Source organism: Amycolatopsis sp. NPDC051903, from assembly GCF_044452505.1.
Classification (GTDB): Bacteria; Actinomycetota; Actinomycetes; order Mycobacteriales; family Pseudonocardiaceae; genus Amycolatopsis.
Map to the genome: position 1 here is coordinate 563,305 of NZ_JBITBT010000003.1, position 14,970 is coordinate 578,274.

Below are 14,970 nucleotides of genomic sequence, written 5' to 3' on the forward strand. Positions count from 1 at the left end.
CGTGGGCGCCCTGCGCGCGGGGCACAGACACCGGGCCACAGGGCGTGCTCCCATCGAACGCGCACGCTCGCTGACGTGTCAAGCTCTCCCTATTCACCCACCCGACGCCGCAACAGCGCCACATGCCCTGTTCCGAGACCCGCCGCTTCGGCTGCCGCGCACGCCGCCACCGCGTCCGCCCGGTTTCCCATGCGGTGCAACAACTCCGCGCGCGTCGCGTGCCACCACGGGTAGTCCGCCAGGCCGTCGAGCGCGTCGACGAGCGGCAGCGCGACGGCTGCCCCGTCACGTTCGGCGATCGCGGCCGCGCGGTTCAGTGACACCACCGGGCTCGGCCGCACGGTGAAAAGCACGTCGTACCAAGAGATGACGGCGTCCCAGTTGGTTTCCGCGTACGTCGGTGCCAGCGCGTGGCACGCCGCGATCGCCGCCTGCACCACGTACGGGTCGGGCTTCGAAGGCGTGCGCCGCAACGCGCGTCCGACCAGTTCGACGCCTTCGCGGATCAACGCGGCGTCCCAGCGCGTACGGTCCTGGTCGGCCAGCAGCACCGGCAGGCCGTCGTCAGCGAGGCGCGTGCACCGGCGCGCGTCGTGCAGCAGGAGCAACGCCAGCAGGCCCAGCACCGTCGGCTCGTCCGGCATCAACGACGCCAGCATCCGCGCGAGCCGCACGGCTTCGTCGACGAGAGGCGCGCGTACACCCGCGTACCCCTCGTTGAAGATCAGGTACACCGTCGCGGCGACGCCCTCGAGCCGCCGCGGCAGCTCCTCAGCCGCCGGCACGCGGTACGGGATCCCGGCCGTCGCGATCTTCTGCTTCGCGCGCGTCAGCCGCTTCGCCGCCGTCGCCTCGGACAGGCGCAACCCGCGTGCGACCTCCGCGGTCGACAACCCGCCGAGCGTCCGCAGCGACAACGCGACCTGCGCCTCCACCGACAGGCACGGGTGGCAGCAGGTGAACACGAGCCGCAGCAGGTCGTCGCGGATCACCGACGGCGGCGGGTCGGCTTCGGAGAGCGGCATCGCGTCCGCCTCCTTCCCGGCGCGCTTCGCCTCGCGGCGCACGACGTCGACGGCTCGCCGCCGCGCGGTGACGAGCAGCCAGGCCCGCGGGTGCTCCGGGACGCCGTCGCGGGGCCACGTTTCGAGCGCCCGCACGACGGCGTCCTGCACCGCGTCTTCGGCCAGGTCGACACTCCCGGTGACGCGCACGAGCGTGGCCAGTACCCGGGTCCCCTCGTCCCGGACCAGTCGCGCCAGCGCGTCACCGGCGAGGGTCACGAGAACTCGACGACCGGGCGCACCTCGACGGCGCCGTCCCACGCGGCCGGGATCTTTGCGGCGACCTTCACGGCCTCGTCGAGGTCGGGGCACTCGATGAGGTAGAAACCGGTGAGCGCTTCCTTCGTCTCGGCGTACGGGCCGTCGCTGGTGACGATGTCGCCGCCCTTGCCGCCGTTCACGCGGACGGTGGTGGCGGTCGCCGTCGGGTAGAGGGCCTGTCCGCCGCGGATGACGGCGGCCGCGGCCTGGCCGAACTCGTTGTAGTCCTTCATCATCCCGGCGGCCTCGGGCTGCGTCGGGTCCACGTCGGCGGAGTAGATGAGCGCGGCATAGGTGGGCATGGCTGCTCCTCGGAGGTGTCCGGACCGGCGCCGTTCGCCGGCTAACACTCTAAGGACGAACGGGCCCGCGCGCGCCAGGACAACCGCCGCGGAAAATTTCTCAGCCCTCCACGAGCTCCCACTCGGCGCCGGGCTCGGCGCGGTCGAAGACCTGGCCGGGCTCGGCCAGCAGCGCGCCCACGACGTCGGGGTACAGGCGCACGACGTGCTCCAGCTCCAGGCCCTCGACCTCGAAGTCCTCGGCTTCCGGCACCTCGAAACCCACGAACAGCCACGTGCCGTCTCCCTCGCGCACGACCTGGCGGACCGCGCGCGCCGGCGCGTCGGAGCCGGTCGCGATCTCGGTCAGCCCGGTCGACAGCTGCGCCTCGTCGACGGGCGAGCCCGGGTGCTGCCACGCGGCGATGCGGTCGTCGCGGATGCGGCGGTCCTCGGCGGCGTCGTCGGAGTCCGCGACGGAGCTCAGCAGCCACGTCGAGCGGTCCGGGTCCCAGTCGGCGGCCATGCCGGTGGGCAGTCCGGCCAGTGAGGTCAGCTGCGGCACCAGCTCGAGCGCTTCCCGCAGCGACACCGCGCCGAACTGCTCGCGGTTGACGTTCATGTCCTCGTCGAACTCGGCGCCGTCGCTGACGAACCAGTCGTCGTCATCGTCGAGGACCACGAACGCGAGCTGCGCCGGGTCTTCAAGCAGCGTCCGCGCGAAGATCACCGGGGACTCCGGGTCCTGTCGCAGCGGCCAGTCGTTCGCCATGATCTTCTCCCCGCGTCGTGCCGGTGTCCGCGGACATCCCACCAGACGGGGTCTTCTCCGCCGCCGTGGACCCGCTCGACGCGTAATTCCACAGCCGTTGGATTAGGCTCGGGCGCATGGTGCTGCCCGAACGCCTCGCCCGCTTCAACCGCGTCGTCACGAACCGCGTCACCCGGCCCTTCGTCGGCTGGCTGCCCGGGTTCGGGATGCTCGTCCACCGCGGCCGCCGGTCCGGCCGGGAATTCCGCACGCCGCTGAACGTCTTCCGCTCCCGCGACGGTTTCGTCGTGGCGCTGACCTACGGGCCGGACACCGACTGGGTCAAGAACGTGCTCGCCGCGGGGCGCGCGGAACTCCTGACGAGGGGCCGAAAATACGAGGTCGTTGATCCACAGCTGGTGCATGATGGGTCCCGCCGTCCGATGCCGTTCGGGGTCCGTCAGTTCCTCGGGCTCGTCGGCGTGGAGGATTTTCTGCTGCTCAAGCGGGGGTGAACCGTTGCTCACGGGGAAGCTGGTGCGGCTGCGCGCGCTGGAGCCGTCGGACGCCGAGTCGCTCTACCGCTGGATCCACGACCCGGAGGTGGGGCAGTGGATGGACAACGCGCACCCGCGGTCGCTCGACCAGGTGCGCAAGCGGTGTGAGAACCGCGAGGTCAACACGTACTCGAGCGTGGTGCTCGGCATCGAATCCACGTCCTCGGGCCGCCTCATCGGCGTCACCGACCTGCGCGACGCCCAACCCGAAGTGGGTCGCGCCGAACTGGACATCTACATCGGCGAAAAGGACCACTGGAACGGCGGCTACGGCACCGAAGCCTTGCGGCTGATGTGCCGCTACGGCTTCGCCGTGATGCGCCTGCACCTGATCGCCCTCTGGGTCGTCGCCGAGAACGACCGCGCGCGCCACGTCTACCGCAAAGCCGGCTTCACCGAGGACGGCCGCCACCGCGAATGCTTCCGCGGCAGCGACGGGAAGTACTACGACATGTACCTGATGAGCTTGCTGGAACACGAACTCGTCTGGTGAGCCGCTGCGTCGGCCCGCGGCCCGTGGTGGCTGGCCTTGCACCCCTCCCCACCCGCCGGACAGCCCCCGCCCTCCCTGGGGGGCGTCCCATGCCCAGTCTACCGGCGAGGTCCGACAAAACCGGGGTCGCGAGGGCAGCGGTGCCAAACTGTCCACAACTCGCTTCCCCTGTGGACAGCCACGCTTTTCGAAGGTTTCCGGGGTGGTTGCAACTCCTGCGTGCTCAGGAGTTGTACATGTCCGGGCGAGATCGTGCCGAGCTTCGAAACCGCTGCGCGGAGTACAGACTGGCACGGAAGAGTAGTTGCCGGGGCGACCGTTTGCGCGGGTGGACGCGGGTCTTGGCACCAGAGGAGCCACCCGTCGCGCCACCATAAACACCGCACCAAGAAACCCCGGGCGAGCAGCCGCTGGGTCTGGACCTCGGGTGCAGCCGGCAGCAGACCACCCGCCGCCAGTCGGCCCGGTCTGGCGCGCGACCTGCGAACCGCTCGACCAAACCCTCCCCAGGCAAGCCCCGACGGCCTGAGGTCGTCTGCCGGGTGAGCGGACCGGCCGCCTCCCGGTCAGCCCGCACTCGGGATCAACGCCGCCCCGGACGGCCACCGAGATACTGATGATGAGCGCAGTGCAATGCCCGAGAAAGCCCTGCGTTCCCTTGGCAGGGTTCCGGCAAGGTCTTTGTGGTGTTCACGGGTGTATCCGGAGCAGAGTGAGGACTTCTCCGCGTCGCGGGCAGTGTGGCGGAGTGCTTTGCGATGTTGGTGTGTCTGGCTTCTCGGAGCGCGCGTGGAGGGGTTGCGCAGGCTGGCCATGACACGGGGTGCGGTGCGGGCGCAGGATGCGTCTTCGGTAATAGGTGACGTCGCCGCCCCGGTGGAGTTTTTCGATGTGCCAGTGGTCGCGGACGTAGAGTCCGATGCGGGCTGGGTGGGCGTAGCAGCTGGTGAGACCGAGCGCCACGTGGGCGCAGCTTTCCCGCCGGCGTAGCGGGTGGGGCGGCGCCGGATGAGGAACTCGTGGGTGGCGCGGGGAAGCCGATCGCCGAGTAGCCGCGGAACTGACGCAGGGTGGTACGGCATTCGCGGCGGCCGCGCCCCGTGTTGTGGGTGGGATGTCCTGCCAGGGCAGATAGTTTCGCAGGTCAGCAGCCCAGCATGGATCGGAATCGGCATCGATGACCAGGATCAGACGATCAGACACTGCAGGGATCGCGCTCGATTGCTCAGCGGGCGCGGCGCTCTCAAATGATCATGAGGCTTCCACAGCGACGTGCTCAACAAGAGTCGTGCACCGCACCGCAGCCAGACCAAAAGACCTTGCCGGACAGCCCCCGCCCTGCCGGACAGCCCCCGCCCTCCCTTGGGGGGCGTCCCATGCCCAGTCTACCGGCGAGGTCCGACAAAACCGGGCTCGCAGCCGCCGGACCACCAAGCTGTCCACAACTCACTTCCCCTGTGGACAACCCAAGAACCGCCCAGCCATCTCACAACAGCTTCTTCGGCGCCTTCCGCCGCCACGAGTCCGTCAGTAATTCCTTCAGCTGCACCGGATCCACCCGGTTCAGGTCGACCAGGATGGAGCCGTAGCCGTCGTAATGCGGGGTGGTGAAGAAGGCCGGGTCGCCGGAGGACAGGAGGGCCTGCTTTTCGTCGAGGCCGCAGAAGAGGACCAGGCCGCCTTCGGCTTCGGTGCGGAGGCGGGCGAAGCCCTTGCCCGCGACCTTCAGGGCGGGCGTGCGGTACCAGGTGGACTCCTCGGTCTCGGGCAGCTCCGCGGCGAGCGCCACCACGTCTTCCCACGTAGTCATGGGTCCCATCGTGCGCCACGAGGACCGCGAAAGCTTGGAAAAAGGGGAGCCCCTCCGGAACGGAAGGGGCTCCCCGGTGATCAGGAAGCGACCGTGATCCGGTCCGCCGGCGGCGGCGCGATGCCCGGGTGCGCGCCGAGGTACGCGGTGAACGCGTCGAGGTCCACGGGGCCGCCCGCGAGGTCCGTGCCCTTCGTGAACTCGGTGAACCCGTCGCCGCCCGCGGCGAGGAAGTTGTTCACCGACACGCGGAACGTCGCGGCCGGGTCGACCGGCGTGCCGTTCACCGTGATGTTCGAGATGCGCGAACCGACCGGCGCCGACGCCGAGTACGTGTAGTGCAGGCTGCTCGAGATCTGCAGGATCTTGGTGCCGCCCGGCTGGCCCCACTGCTGCTCCAGCACGTTCTTCAGGTTCGCGCCGGTGAGCGTGATCGTCTGCATGATGTTCGCGAACGGCTGCACGCTGAACGCCTCGCCGTACGTGACCACGCCGTCGCCTTCGCCGTTCGGCGACGACGCGTACGTGAGGTCCGCGCGGATGCCGCCGGGTTGGTGATGGCGACGACCGCGTTGTTCGACTTCGTGGCCTCGAGCTGGGCGTCGGCGATCACGTCGCCGAGCGTCGACTCGCCCGACGCCGCGCCGGCGGCCTTGAGGTCGGCGGTGATGGTGCCGACCTGGCGGTTGGCGATGGGGCCGGCCTTGGTCTTGGCCTCGTCGACGAGCTTGGCGACGGCCGGGTCCGGCGTGACGTCGCGGGTCACGACCTCGTTGTGCGCCTTGGTCTGCGAGCGGACGACGTCACGCGTGCGAAGGTCGACCTTCAGGTCCACGACGGACAGCAGCCGGCCGAACGACGCGCCCTGGATCACCGGACGCGGCTGGCCCGCCGGGTCGTTGATCACGCAGTTGTACTGCTGGTGGCTGTGGCCGGTGAAGATCGCGTCGACCTTCGGGCTCACGTTCTTCGCGATCGTCGCGGCGTCACCGTCCGGCTGGACCTTGCAGTCGTTCGGGCCGGCGCCGGGCTGCGTCTCGTCGCCCTGGTGCAGCAGCACGACCTGGGCCTTGACGCCGAGCAGGTCGAGGATGTTCGCGGTGCGGTTGATGGCCTGGACCTCGTCGCCGAACTTGAGGCCCTTGATCGCCTCGGGCGTCACGACGGTGGGCAGGTCCTTGAGCGTGGCGCCGATGACCCCGATCGGCACGCCCCCGGAGAACTGGATCGAGAACGGCAGCAGCGCGGGCAGACCGTTCGTGAAGTACACATTGGACCCGAGGAGCGGGAAGTCCGCGCCGCCGTAGGTCGGGTGGAACTGGCAGCCGTCGGTCTTGTTGCAGCCGCCGAACTGCATGCGCAGCAGTTCCTGGTAGCCCTCGTCGAACTCGTGGTTGCCGACCACGGAGGCCTTCACGCCCAGCTCGTTGAGGAAGTCCATGGTCGGCTCGTCGTGGAACAGCGCCGAGATCACCGGCGACGCGCCGATGTTGTCGCCCGCGGACAGCACCATCGAGTTGCGCACCTGCGACTCGAGCTGCTTCACGTGCGTCGCGAGGTACGCCGCGCCGCCCGCGTCCACGGTGGTCCCGTCGGCCAGCGTCACGCGTCCGCTCGAGCCGGCCGGCGGCTCGAGGTTGCCGTGCAGGTCGTTGATCGTGATGATCCGGACGTCGGTGGTCTGGGCTTTTTGCGCCGCTTGCGCCGGCACGCCCGTGGCGGCTGCCGTGGCCAGAACGGCCGCGGTGGTGACCGCGAGCCGGGTGAAGAGCCTCATTTTTCCTCCGGTTTCGCACCCGTTGTCCCCTGGAACGAGCGCACGGCGGTGCAGTCTGCCCAAACAGGAGGGTCCTCACCAGAGGAAAAAGGATGGTGATGGGCAAACGTCACCCGGCGTTTCCTGCTCGGTGCCCGCTTCGGGCAGTACTCTTGCCCGGCGTAACGCGCGGCGCCCGCGCAGCGATCACCAGCGCGAACCCCGGGGAGCCGTGATGGAAGTGCAGATCGTCGTGATCGTGCTGGCGGTCGTGGCCGTGCTGGTGGGCGGCACGGTGTTCGCGGCGTGGCGCGCCGAGCGGGCCGAGGACGAGCAGCGCGACGACGAGCCCGACCGATCGGCTTGAGCGGACTCGGCCAGATGGCCGATCCCGCCCCACTCCGTCGGGCTCTTCGACCGAAGCCCGGGGACCCCCGAGATCCATAACGTTCTGGCCATGACGAACGCACAGGTCACGGCCCTGCACTACGGGCTCATCGGGTTCCTCGCGGTGTGGGGGACGATCCTCGTCCCGCAGCTCGTGCTGCAGCTTGCGCGCTACGGCCGCCCGCGGCTGCGCGGCCTGGTGACCACGGCGGCCGTCGTGTTCTACGCGTGCATGGCCCTGGCGGTCGTCTTCCTGCCGCTGCCGAACGCGAACGGGCGGCGGCTCGAGCAGACGGTGCAGCTGCGGCCGTTCCAGTGGATCGCCGACATCCACACCGAGCTCGTGAAGCACGGTCTCTCGGCGGCGCACTGGTTCACCACGCAGACGTTCCAGCAGGCCGCGATGAACGTGCTGCTGTTCGTGCCGCTCGGGGTGTTCGCGCGGATCCTGTGGCGCCGCGGCCTCGTCGGCTCGCTGGCCATCGGCGCGACCGTGTCACTGGCCATCGAGATCACGCAGCTCACCGCGAACTTCGGGACCGCGCCCTTCGCCTACCGCATCTTCGACGTCGACGACCTGATCAACAACACCGTCGGCGCGGGGGTCGGCTGGATCTTCGGCGCGCTGTTGCTCGCGCTGCTCGCCGTCCCTTCAGCGATCCACGCGCAGCCGGCCGGGCGCGAGCGGATCGACTTCGCCCAGACGCGCTAGCCGGGCCCTCCGCTGCTGCGCCGCCCGCCGGGCGGCGCGCCGGTCTTCCAGTACCACGATCAGCGCGGCGGCGGCCAGGATGAGGGCCACCAGTGCGAGCACAACCCAAAGCTGCACGCGGGCTCCTCCCTACGACGTTGTGCGAGAGATCACACAGGCTACCTAGATCGGTACCGGCTCCGCTACCCCGCGTGCGGAGAACCAATCCCGGTCAGCGGTCACCCACTCCGCGAACTCCAGATCAGCCGAGGTCAGCGCCTCGCACAGGTCCGGAACAGTCAGACGGCGGCAGGTGAATTCTTGGTGCCACACCCGTTCGCCGAGCCGGTAACGCACCCGCGCGGCCAGCAACGACCCGTCCCGGACGACGTCGTGCAGCGACACGGCCACCTCGCCGAGCCGGCCTCCGGGCCCGGCGGCGACGTGGTCGAACCACTCCGGCGGGTGCCACTCGACGAGCAGCCGGCCGCCGGGCGCGAGGTGCCGCCGGGCCGCGGCGAGCAGCGCCTGCCGGTCCGCGGGATCGGTGGTGTTGACCAGGTGGCTGCCGAGCAGCACCACGTCGAACTCGCGCCCGAGCGACAGGTCGCCGATCCGCGCGCGGACCGTCACGGCGCCGCGGATCAGCTCGAGCATCTCCGCCGACTCGTCCACAGCGACCACGGGATGCCCCAGGGCCAGCAACGGGTGCGTGACGCGTCCGCAGCCGCTTCCCAGCTCCAGGATCGACGCTCCGGGCGGCACCGCCGCGTGGACGGTCTCGGGTTCACCGGCGGCCGGCAGGAGCGCGTACAGGTCCACCGGGCAGCCGTCGGGCGTGGTGCTCATGGCCGACAGCGTGCCGGAAACTGGGTGCATGCCCATCCGACCCACCAAGGACCAGCTCGCGGCCGCGCCGGACAAGACCATCCCCGACGTGCTCAAGCCCGGCCTGGACGTGCTGTTCTGCGGGATCAACCCCGGCCTCTACTCCGGCGCGCTCGGCCTGCACTTCGCGCGCCCCGGCAACCGGTTCTGGCCCGCGCTGCACGCCGCGGGCTTCACCCCGCGCCTCTTGGACCCGAGTGAGCAGCACGAGTTGCTCGACCTCGGCCTCGGCATCACCAACGTCGTCGCCCGCACCACGGCGCGGGCCGACGAACTCACCGGCGACGAACTGCGCGCGGGCGGCAAGCTCCTCGCCGAGAAGGTGCTGGAAGCGAAACCGCGGTGGCTCGCGATCCTCGGCATCACGGCCTACCGGACGGCGTTCGGGGACAAGCACGCCGTCGTCGGGCGCCAATCCCGCGAGATCGGCGAGACCGGCGTCTGGGTGCTGCCCAACCCGAGCGGCCTCAACGCCCACTGGACGCCCGCCGGCCTGGCTGAGGCGTTCGCAGCGCTCCGTGCACAGCTTGTCACGTAGCGGCCAACTTTCGGGTACACCCTCAGTAGCTAACGGACGAACGGCGTTGCCTGCATAGGGCCAAAAACCCACTGATCAAGCGCATTTTTCTACGGAGAGTTTGCTGCAACCGTCCGATACGGCCATGAGGGGGAAACCGCGTCACAGGCGGCCTTCAAAGGAGTCGAATCAAGGACAAGGTGTCATTCCCGTCCGGTCCCAGCAGGGGGGATCGGGTGGTGCCGGGACGGCACGCCGGGGGGCGTGCGTGGGCGGCCTGGCGACCCGGGAACGACCAGAGGACGGAGGCCCGAGATGCGCGGCATCGAGCCCCACCGAACGCCGGCTGTGCCCGGACAACCGACCGCGAACCGCAGCTTGGGAGTCGCTGTGGTCGACCCACTCCCGATCTTCCGCGAGGGACTCGCGGCGATGGTCCACCGGACGCCGGGGCTGCACTGGGCGGGCCAGGCGGCCAGCCACCACGCGGCCATGCAGCTGTGCGAGCAGGTGCGCCCCGACGTGGTGATCGTCGATTCAGCACTCGATCCGCACTGCCACCTCATGAAGATGCTCAACTCCGGCGATCCGGCCGTCGTGCTCGTGACGCTGGTCCGCGACGTCAACCGCACCCAGCAGTTCCTGGCCACGGCCATCGCGGCGGGTGCGCACGCCATCGTGCCCCGGGCCGTGGACCCGCGGCGGCTGGCCGAGGCCGTGCGGCGCGCGCACACCGACCGGCGCTACATCGACCCGGGGCTGGCCGCGCTCACGGCGCGGCCCAAACGGCAGCCGGCCCCGCGAGCGGCGCCGGCGGAGGAGCACCTGACGCAACCCAAGGGCGCCATGCCCCTGTCGCGCCGCGAGTACCAGGTGCTGCAGCTCGTGGCCGAGGGCCTGGAGAACTCGGCGATCGCGAAGCTGCTGTTCCTCTCGGTCGAAACGGTGCGCACCCACGTGAAGAGCATCCTGCGCAAACTCTCGGCGCGAGACCGCACACACGCGGTGACCATCGCGTTCCGCAGCGGCATCCTCGTGCCCCACGCGGACGACGGACACACCCCGATGCCCGTCGACCGCGCCGTGGCGCGCGGCACGCATTGACGTCGGCTTCCTGGTGGATGTCGGTTTTTCGGTGGAATTCGCCCCCTGGAAGAGCGGATTCGCTTGCTCCAGTTACTCATAGGTAATATCCTGAAGTTACCGGCGAGTAAGGGAACGAGTGCCCGGCCGGAAAGCCGAACACGACACGGAGTGACGACATGGGCCACTACAAGAGCAACGTCCGCGACCTGGAGTTCAACCTCTTCGAGGTACTCGGCGTGCAGGACCGCCTTGGCAAGGGCGTGCTGGCCGAGTCGGACGAGGAAACCGCCCGCGGCGTGCTCGCGGAGCTGAACAAGCTCGCCACCGGCCCGCTCGCCGAGTCCTACGCCGACGCGGACCGCAACCCGCCGGTGTACGACCCCAAGACCTTCAGCGTGAAGATCCCCGAGCCGTTCAAGAAGAGCTACAAGCAGCTGCTCGACGGCGAGTGGTGGCGCCTCGGCCTCACCAACGACCTCGGCGGCTTCGGCCTGCCCCCGACGGTGCAGTGGGCCGCCTCGGAGCTCATCCTGGGCGCCAACGCGCCGCTGTTCATGTACATGGCGGGCCCGAACTTCGCCATGATCGTGAACAACAACGGCACCGAAGAGCAGAAGCGCTGGGCGCAGCTCATGATCGACCGCCAGTGGGGCGCCACGATGGTCCTGACCGAGCCGGACGCGGGTTCCGACGTCGGCGCCGGCCGCACCAAGGCCGTGCTGCAGGAGGACGGCTCCTGGCACCTCGACGGTGTGAAGCGCTTCATCACCTCGGCCGAGCACGACATGGCCGAGAACATCATGCACCTGGTGCTGGCCCGCCCCGAGGGTCCCGGCATCGAGACCAAGCCGGGCACCAAGGGCCTGTCGCTGTTCCTCGTACCGAAGTTCCACTTCGACTCCGAGACCGGTGAGCTCGGCGAGCGCAACGGCGCCTTCGTGACCAACGTCGAGCACAAGATGGGCATCAAGGTGTCCACCACGTGCGAGCTGACGTTCGGCCAGCACGGCACCCCGGCCAAGGGCTGGCTGCTCGGCGAGGTGCACGACGGCATCGCGCAGATGTTCCAGGTCATCGAGTACGCCCGCATGATGGTCGGCACCAAGGCCATCGCGACGCTGTCCACCGGCTACCTCAACGCCCTCGCCTACGCCAAGGAGCGCGTGCAGGGCGCCGACCTGCCGAACATGCTCAACAAGGCCGCGCCGCGCGTCACCATCACGCACCACCCGGACGTGCGCCGGTCGCTGATGCTGCAGAAGGCGTACGCGGAGGGCCTGCGCGCGGTGTACCTGTACACGGCGTCGTTCCAGGACCAGCTGTGGACGAAGGAAGGTGACGAGGCCGCGCTGAAGCTGGCGCACAGCGTCAACGACCTCCTGCTGCCCGTCGTCAAGGGCGTCGGCTCCGAGCGCGCGACCGAGCAGCTCGTGCAGTCGCTGCAGACCCTCGGCGGCTCCGGCTTCCTGGAGGACTACCCACTCGAGCAGTACATCCGCGACGCGAAGATCGACTCGTTGTACGAAGGCACCACGGCCATCCAGTCGCTGGACTTCTTCTTCCGCAAGATCGTCCGCGACAAGGGCCAGGCGCTCGCGTACCTCGCCGGTGAGATCACGAAGTTCATCGAAGCCGAGGCGGGCAACGGCCGGCTCAAGAACGAGCGCGGGCTGCTCAAGCAGGCCCTCGAGGACGCGCAGGGCATGCTCGGCGCGATGATCGGCCACCTCACCGCTTCGCAGGAAGACCCGCTGAACATCAACAAGGTCGGCCAGCACACCGTGCGGCTGCTGATGTCGATGGGCGACCTGCTGGTGGGCTGGCAGCTGCTCAAGCAGGCCGAGGTCGCCACCGCGAAACTGGACGCCGGCGCGCCGGCCAAGGACGTGCCCTTCTACGAGGGCAAGGTGGCGGTGGCGTCGTTCTTCGCCAAGTCCGTGCTGCCGGAGCTGTCCTCGCGGCGCACGATCGTCGAGAACGCCGACAACGCGCTGATGGACGTGGACGAGGCGGCTTTCTGAGTCTCTCCCTTCCCCCTGCGGACGCCTCCGGCCGATTTCGGGCCGGGGGCGTTCGCGTTTCTTTCGGGTGACTTCACCTGCTGCGAGTGGCCGCAACCGGGCGGGCGAGGGGTGTAATCACGGTGTTCCCAGGTTTCGGGGGCCGGTACGGCGGGCATTCCGGGACCGAATCCGCGGCGGGGCCGCGGATTCCATCAGGCAGAGGAGTGACGATGACTGTCTCCGGCATCATCTCCGCCATCGTGATCGGCCTGATCCTCGGTCTGCTGGGCCGACTGGTCGTGCCCGGCAAGCAGTCGATCCCGATCTGGCTCACCATCATCGTGGGTATCGTGGCCGCCTTCGTCGGCACCGCCATCGCACGCGGCATCGGGTACGCCGACACGAACGGCATCGACTGGCTCGAGATCATCACGCAGGTCGTGCTCGCCGCACTCGGTGTGACGCTCGTGGCGAACCTGTGGGGCAGGCGAAGCATCAAGAGGTAGCACGTTCGACCCGGCGGCCCGGTCCTTCGCGAGAGGGACCGGGCCGTGCTTTGTGGACGGTCAGCAGACGACGATCGGTTGCGGCGAATACGTGGTGTTTCGCGTTTCCTCGCGCACTTCGCTGCCCGTGGCCACGTCGTACAGCACGCGCGTGTCGGAGACGCTGAAGCCCGGCGCACCCGCCGACGGGTGGCACGCGCCGTCGGACCCGGGTCCGAATTGGACGGTCGGGGCCACCTCGTTCGACGGGTCACCGGTGCGGCCCTCGACGCGGTAGTGCGCCGTGCCCCAGATCCGCACCGTCACGGAATCGCCGCTGACGCCGGCCTGGATCGCGAAACCGGTGTCGTCGTCGTCGGAGATCTTGAGCTCCACCGGATTTCCGCTGTCGTCAACGGCTTTCGCGTCGCGGCCCGCGGGGTAGCGGTCGAGGTAGTGGTCGTGCGCGAGGTGGCCGCCGTCGCCGAGGCCCGCGAGGTACGCCGCGTTGTACAAAGTGGACGCGAGCTGCGAAACCCCGCCGCCCACCACGGAAGGACCGGTGCCGTCCTCCGCCGCGGGTGCGCTGACGTAGCCGTTGGCCGCGGTCCGCGCGCCCGACCGAGCGGTGAGGCTGAACGTCTCGCCGGGCTTCACGATCGCGCCGGACACGCGCTCGGCCAGCGTCTGCACGTTCGTGAGCGCCGGGCCGGTGAGGCCGCTGGTGGTGAACTCGCCGATGACATCCTTGAGGCCCAGCGCGTTGGCGTCCTCCGTGGACAGGCTGGGTTTCGTGGTGTCGTAAGCCACCGTGAGATCGCGCCCGGTCGCCTTCGCGAGCACGGCCGTGAGCGGCGTGAAGGTGGTGCCCCAGTTGATCTTCCGCGCGTCCTCGGACGGCTCGACGGTGGGGGCGCCCGTGGTGAACACGATCTCGGCGTTCTTCCCGTCGGTTTCCGTCGCCGCCAGGTCCTGTTGCACGGCTTGGCGCAGCTTGCTCTGGTCGATGCGCAGCTCGAGCGTGCCGCCGTCGCGCGACGCGAACTGGAACGCGGCCGCGAGGGCGGCCGGCTTCAGCGCGACGTCCTTGCCCTGGCCGTGCAGCGTCACCGGCGCCGCCACGGCGGGTTTCACGACCTGGTCCAGCAGCGAGTGGACGCTGGCCGACGTCGCCTTCGCGGGTGTGACGGCCATCCGCAGCGCGACGCCGCGCGGGACCAGCCACTCGTCGATGACGTTCTGCGCGGCGGCCGGAACGTCGGTGAGCTCCTGGCCCTGGCGTGGTTCCACCGCGTACGGCGTGACGGCGCCGTCGGCCGTGGGCCGGAAGCCGATGCTGCCCTCGACCAGGGGGTGGTTGAGCTCGGTGGCGGCGAGCCCGCGCACGGCCTGCTCGACCTGCTCGTGGTCCGATTTCGTCACGACGCCCACTTCGCGCGTGGTGAAGAACGACAGGATGCGGGTCAGCGGGCTGAGCGGCTGGTGGCCGGCCTGCGCGAGCGTGGCCGGCCAGTCGAGGCCGAGGCCGGACTGCGCGGGCACGAGCGACGCCGTGACGTCACCCGCGTGCACCGGCACCGGCCGCGTCAGCCGCGGTTGCAGGTCCGAGCGCAGCTTCGCCTCCGCGTCGGCGTGCGAGAGGCCGCCGACGTCGACGCCCGCCACGAGCACGCCACGCGGGACGTCGCCGGCGCTGGTGACGAGGTCGATCGCGTACAGCAGCACGAAGAGGCCGAGCGCGCAGCCGACGATCATGAACGTGCGCGCGACGCCCGTGCGCAGCTTCTCGTGCGGCCGTTCCCGCGGCGCCGGGCCGTCGACGACGGAGAAGATCTCCGTGGCGAGGTCGTCGTCTTCGGGGAGCGGGCCGCCTTCGGCCAGCAGCTCGTCGACGAAGTACGCGTCGTCCGGTTCGCGCACGCTGCCTCCCCTGGCCGGGG

General features: G+C 69.7%; 14 protein-coding genes and 1 pseudogene. 8 read left to right on the forward strand and 7 right to left on the reverse strand.

From position 1 onward, the window contains the following. Window positions 1-89: 89 nt before the first annotated feature. The 3 genes from ACIA77_RS10270 to ACIA77_RS10280 all read right to left on the reverse strand — a co-directional run bounded on the left by ACIA77_RS10270 (window position 90) and on the right by ACIA77_RS10280 (window position 2,378). Window positions 90-1,283 carry an RNA polymerase sigma factor gene (locus tag ACIA77_RS10270; RefSeq protein ID WP_395885478.1) on the reverse strand — a complete coding sequence of 398 codons (1,194 nt, stop codon included), beginning with the start codon at window positions 1,281-1,283 and terminating at the stop codon, window positions 90-92. Further along, window positions 1,280-1,627 carry a YciI family protein gene (locus ACIA77_RS10275; protein WP_395885479.1) on the reverse strand — a complete coding sequence of 116 codons (348 nt, stop codon included), beginning with the start codon at window positions 1,625-1,627 and terminating at the stop codon, window positions 1,280-1,282. Before ACIA77_RS10275 ends, ACIA77_RS10270 begins: the two co-directional genes overlap by 4 nt. Window positions 1,628-1,727: 100 nt before the next feature. Continuing rightward, window positions 1,728-2,378, reverse strand: coding sequence for a hypothetical protein (locus tag ACIA77_RS10280; RefSeq protein WP_395885480.1), 651 nt, complete (start codon window positions 2,376-2,378; stop codon window positions 1,728-1,730). Between the two features lie 116 nt (window positions 2,379-2,494). Here ACIA77_RS10280 and ACIA77_RS10285 point away from each other — a divergent pair, with 116 nt between their 5' ends. Next, window positions 2,495-2,872 carry a nitroreductase family deazaflavin-dependent oxidoreductase gene (locus tag ACIA77_RS10285; RefSeq protein ID WP_395885481.1) on the forward strand — a complete coding sequence of 126 codons (378 nt, stop codon included), beginning with the start codon at window positions 2,495-2,497 and terminating at the stop codon, window positions 2,870-2,872. Between the two features lie 4 nt (window positions 2,873-2,876). Beyond that, entirely contained in the window at window positions 2,877-3,407 is a 531-nt protein-coding gene (locus ACIA77_RS10290; RefSeq protein WP_395885482.1) for a GNAT family N-acetyltransferase, read from the forward strand. A 1,486-nt stretch (window positions 3,408-4,893) separates the two neighbouring features. On the opposite strand, the gene ACIA77_RS10295 is transcribed toward ACIA77_RS10290, so the two are convergent. Both ACIA77_RS10295 and ACIA77_RS10300 read right to left on the reverse strand, forming a co-directional pair. Next, window positions 4,894-5,217 (reverse strand): MmcQ/YjbR family DNA-binding protein, encoded by a 324-nt coding sequence (locus ACIA77_RS10295; RefSeq protein WP_395885483.1) that lies wholly within the window; start codon window positions 5,215-5,217, stop codon window positions 4,894-4,896. Between the two features lie 80 nt (window positions 5,218-5,297). After that, window positions 5,298-6,994: pseudogene (locus ACIA77_RS10300) on the reverse strand (bifunctional metallophosphatase/5'-nucleotidase). Between the two features lie 214 nt (window positions 6,995-7,208). Here ACIA77_RS10300 and ACIA77_RS10305 point away from each other — a divergent pair. Together ACIA77_RS10305 and ACIA77_RS10310 are read left to right on the forward strand one after the other, a co-directional pair. Continuing rightward, the gene (locus ACIA77_RS10305; protein ID WP_395885484.1) at window positions 7,209-7,340 is read left to right on the forward strand and encodes a hypothetical protein; all 132 of its coding nucleotides are present in this window, start codon (window positions 7,209-7,211) and stop codon (window positions 7,338-7,340) included. Between the two features lie 90 nt (window positions 7,341-7,430). Beyond that, window positions 7,431-8,072: a VanZ family protein gene (locus ACIA77_RS10310; protein WP_395885485.1), complete on the forward strand. Its 642-nt coding sequence runs from the start codon at window positions 7,431-7,433 to the stop codon at window positions 8,070-8,072. 162 nt (window positions 8,073-8,234) lie between these two features. Here ACIA77_RS10310 and ACIA77_RS10315 read toward each other — a convergent pair whose 3' ends face one another. After that, window positions 8,235-8,900, reverse strand: a complete 666-nt coding sequence (locus ACIA77_RS10315; RefSeq protein WP_395885486.1) for a class I SAM-dependent methyltransferase — start codon at window positions 8,898-8,900, stop codon at window positions 8,235-8,237. Window positions 8,901-8,928: 28 nt separating this feature from the next. Between ACIA77_RS10315 and mug the strand changes: the two genes are divergently transcribed. The 4 genes from mug (at window position 8,929) to ACIA77_RS10335 (ending at window position 13,051) form a co-directional block, all read left to right on the forward strand. Beyond that, the gene (gene mug, locus ACIA77_RS10320; RefSeq protein ID WP_395885487.1) at window positions 8,929-9,477 is read left to right on the forward strand and encodes a G/U mismatch-specific DNA glycosylase; all 549 of its coding nucleotides are present in this window, start codon (window positions 8,929-8,931) and stop codon (window positions 9,475-9,477) included. A 294-nt stretch (window positions 9,478-9,771) separates the two neighbouring features. After that, the gene (locus ACIA77_RS10325; RefSeq protein WP_395885488.1) at window positions 9,772-10,560 is read left to right on the forward strand and encodes a response regulator transcription factor; all 789 of its coding nucleotides are present in this window, start codon (window positions 9,772-9,774) and stop codon (window positions 10,558-10,560) included. Window positions 10,561-10,718: 158 nt separating this feature from the next. Next, window positions 10,719-12,563 carry an acyl-CoA dehydrogenase gene (locus ACIA77_RS10330; protein WP_395885489.1) on the forward strand — a complete coding sequence of 615 codons (1,845 nt, stop codon included), beginning with the start codon at window positions 10,719-10,721 and terminating at the stop codon, window positions 12,561-12,563. Window positions 12,564-12,775: 212 nt separating this feature from the next. After that, complete coding sequence (locus ACIA77_RS10335) at window positions 12,776-13,051, forward strand: GlsB/YeaQ/YmgE family stress response membrane protein (RefSeq protein WP_395885491.1); 276 nt, start codon at window positions 12,776-12,778, stop codon at window positions 13,049-13,051. Between the two features lie 60 nt (window positions 13,052-13,111). Here ACIA77_RS10335 and ACIA77_RS10340 read toward each other — a convergent pair whose 3' ends face one another. Next, the gene (locus ACIA77_RS10340; protein WP_395885492.1) at window positions 13,112-14,950 is read right to left on the reverse strand and encodes a VanW family protein; all 1,839 of its coding nucleotides are present in this window, start codon (window positions 14,948-14,950) and stop codon (window positions 13,112-13,114) included. Window positions 14,951-14,970 lie beyond the last annotated feature (20 nt).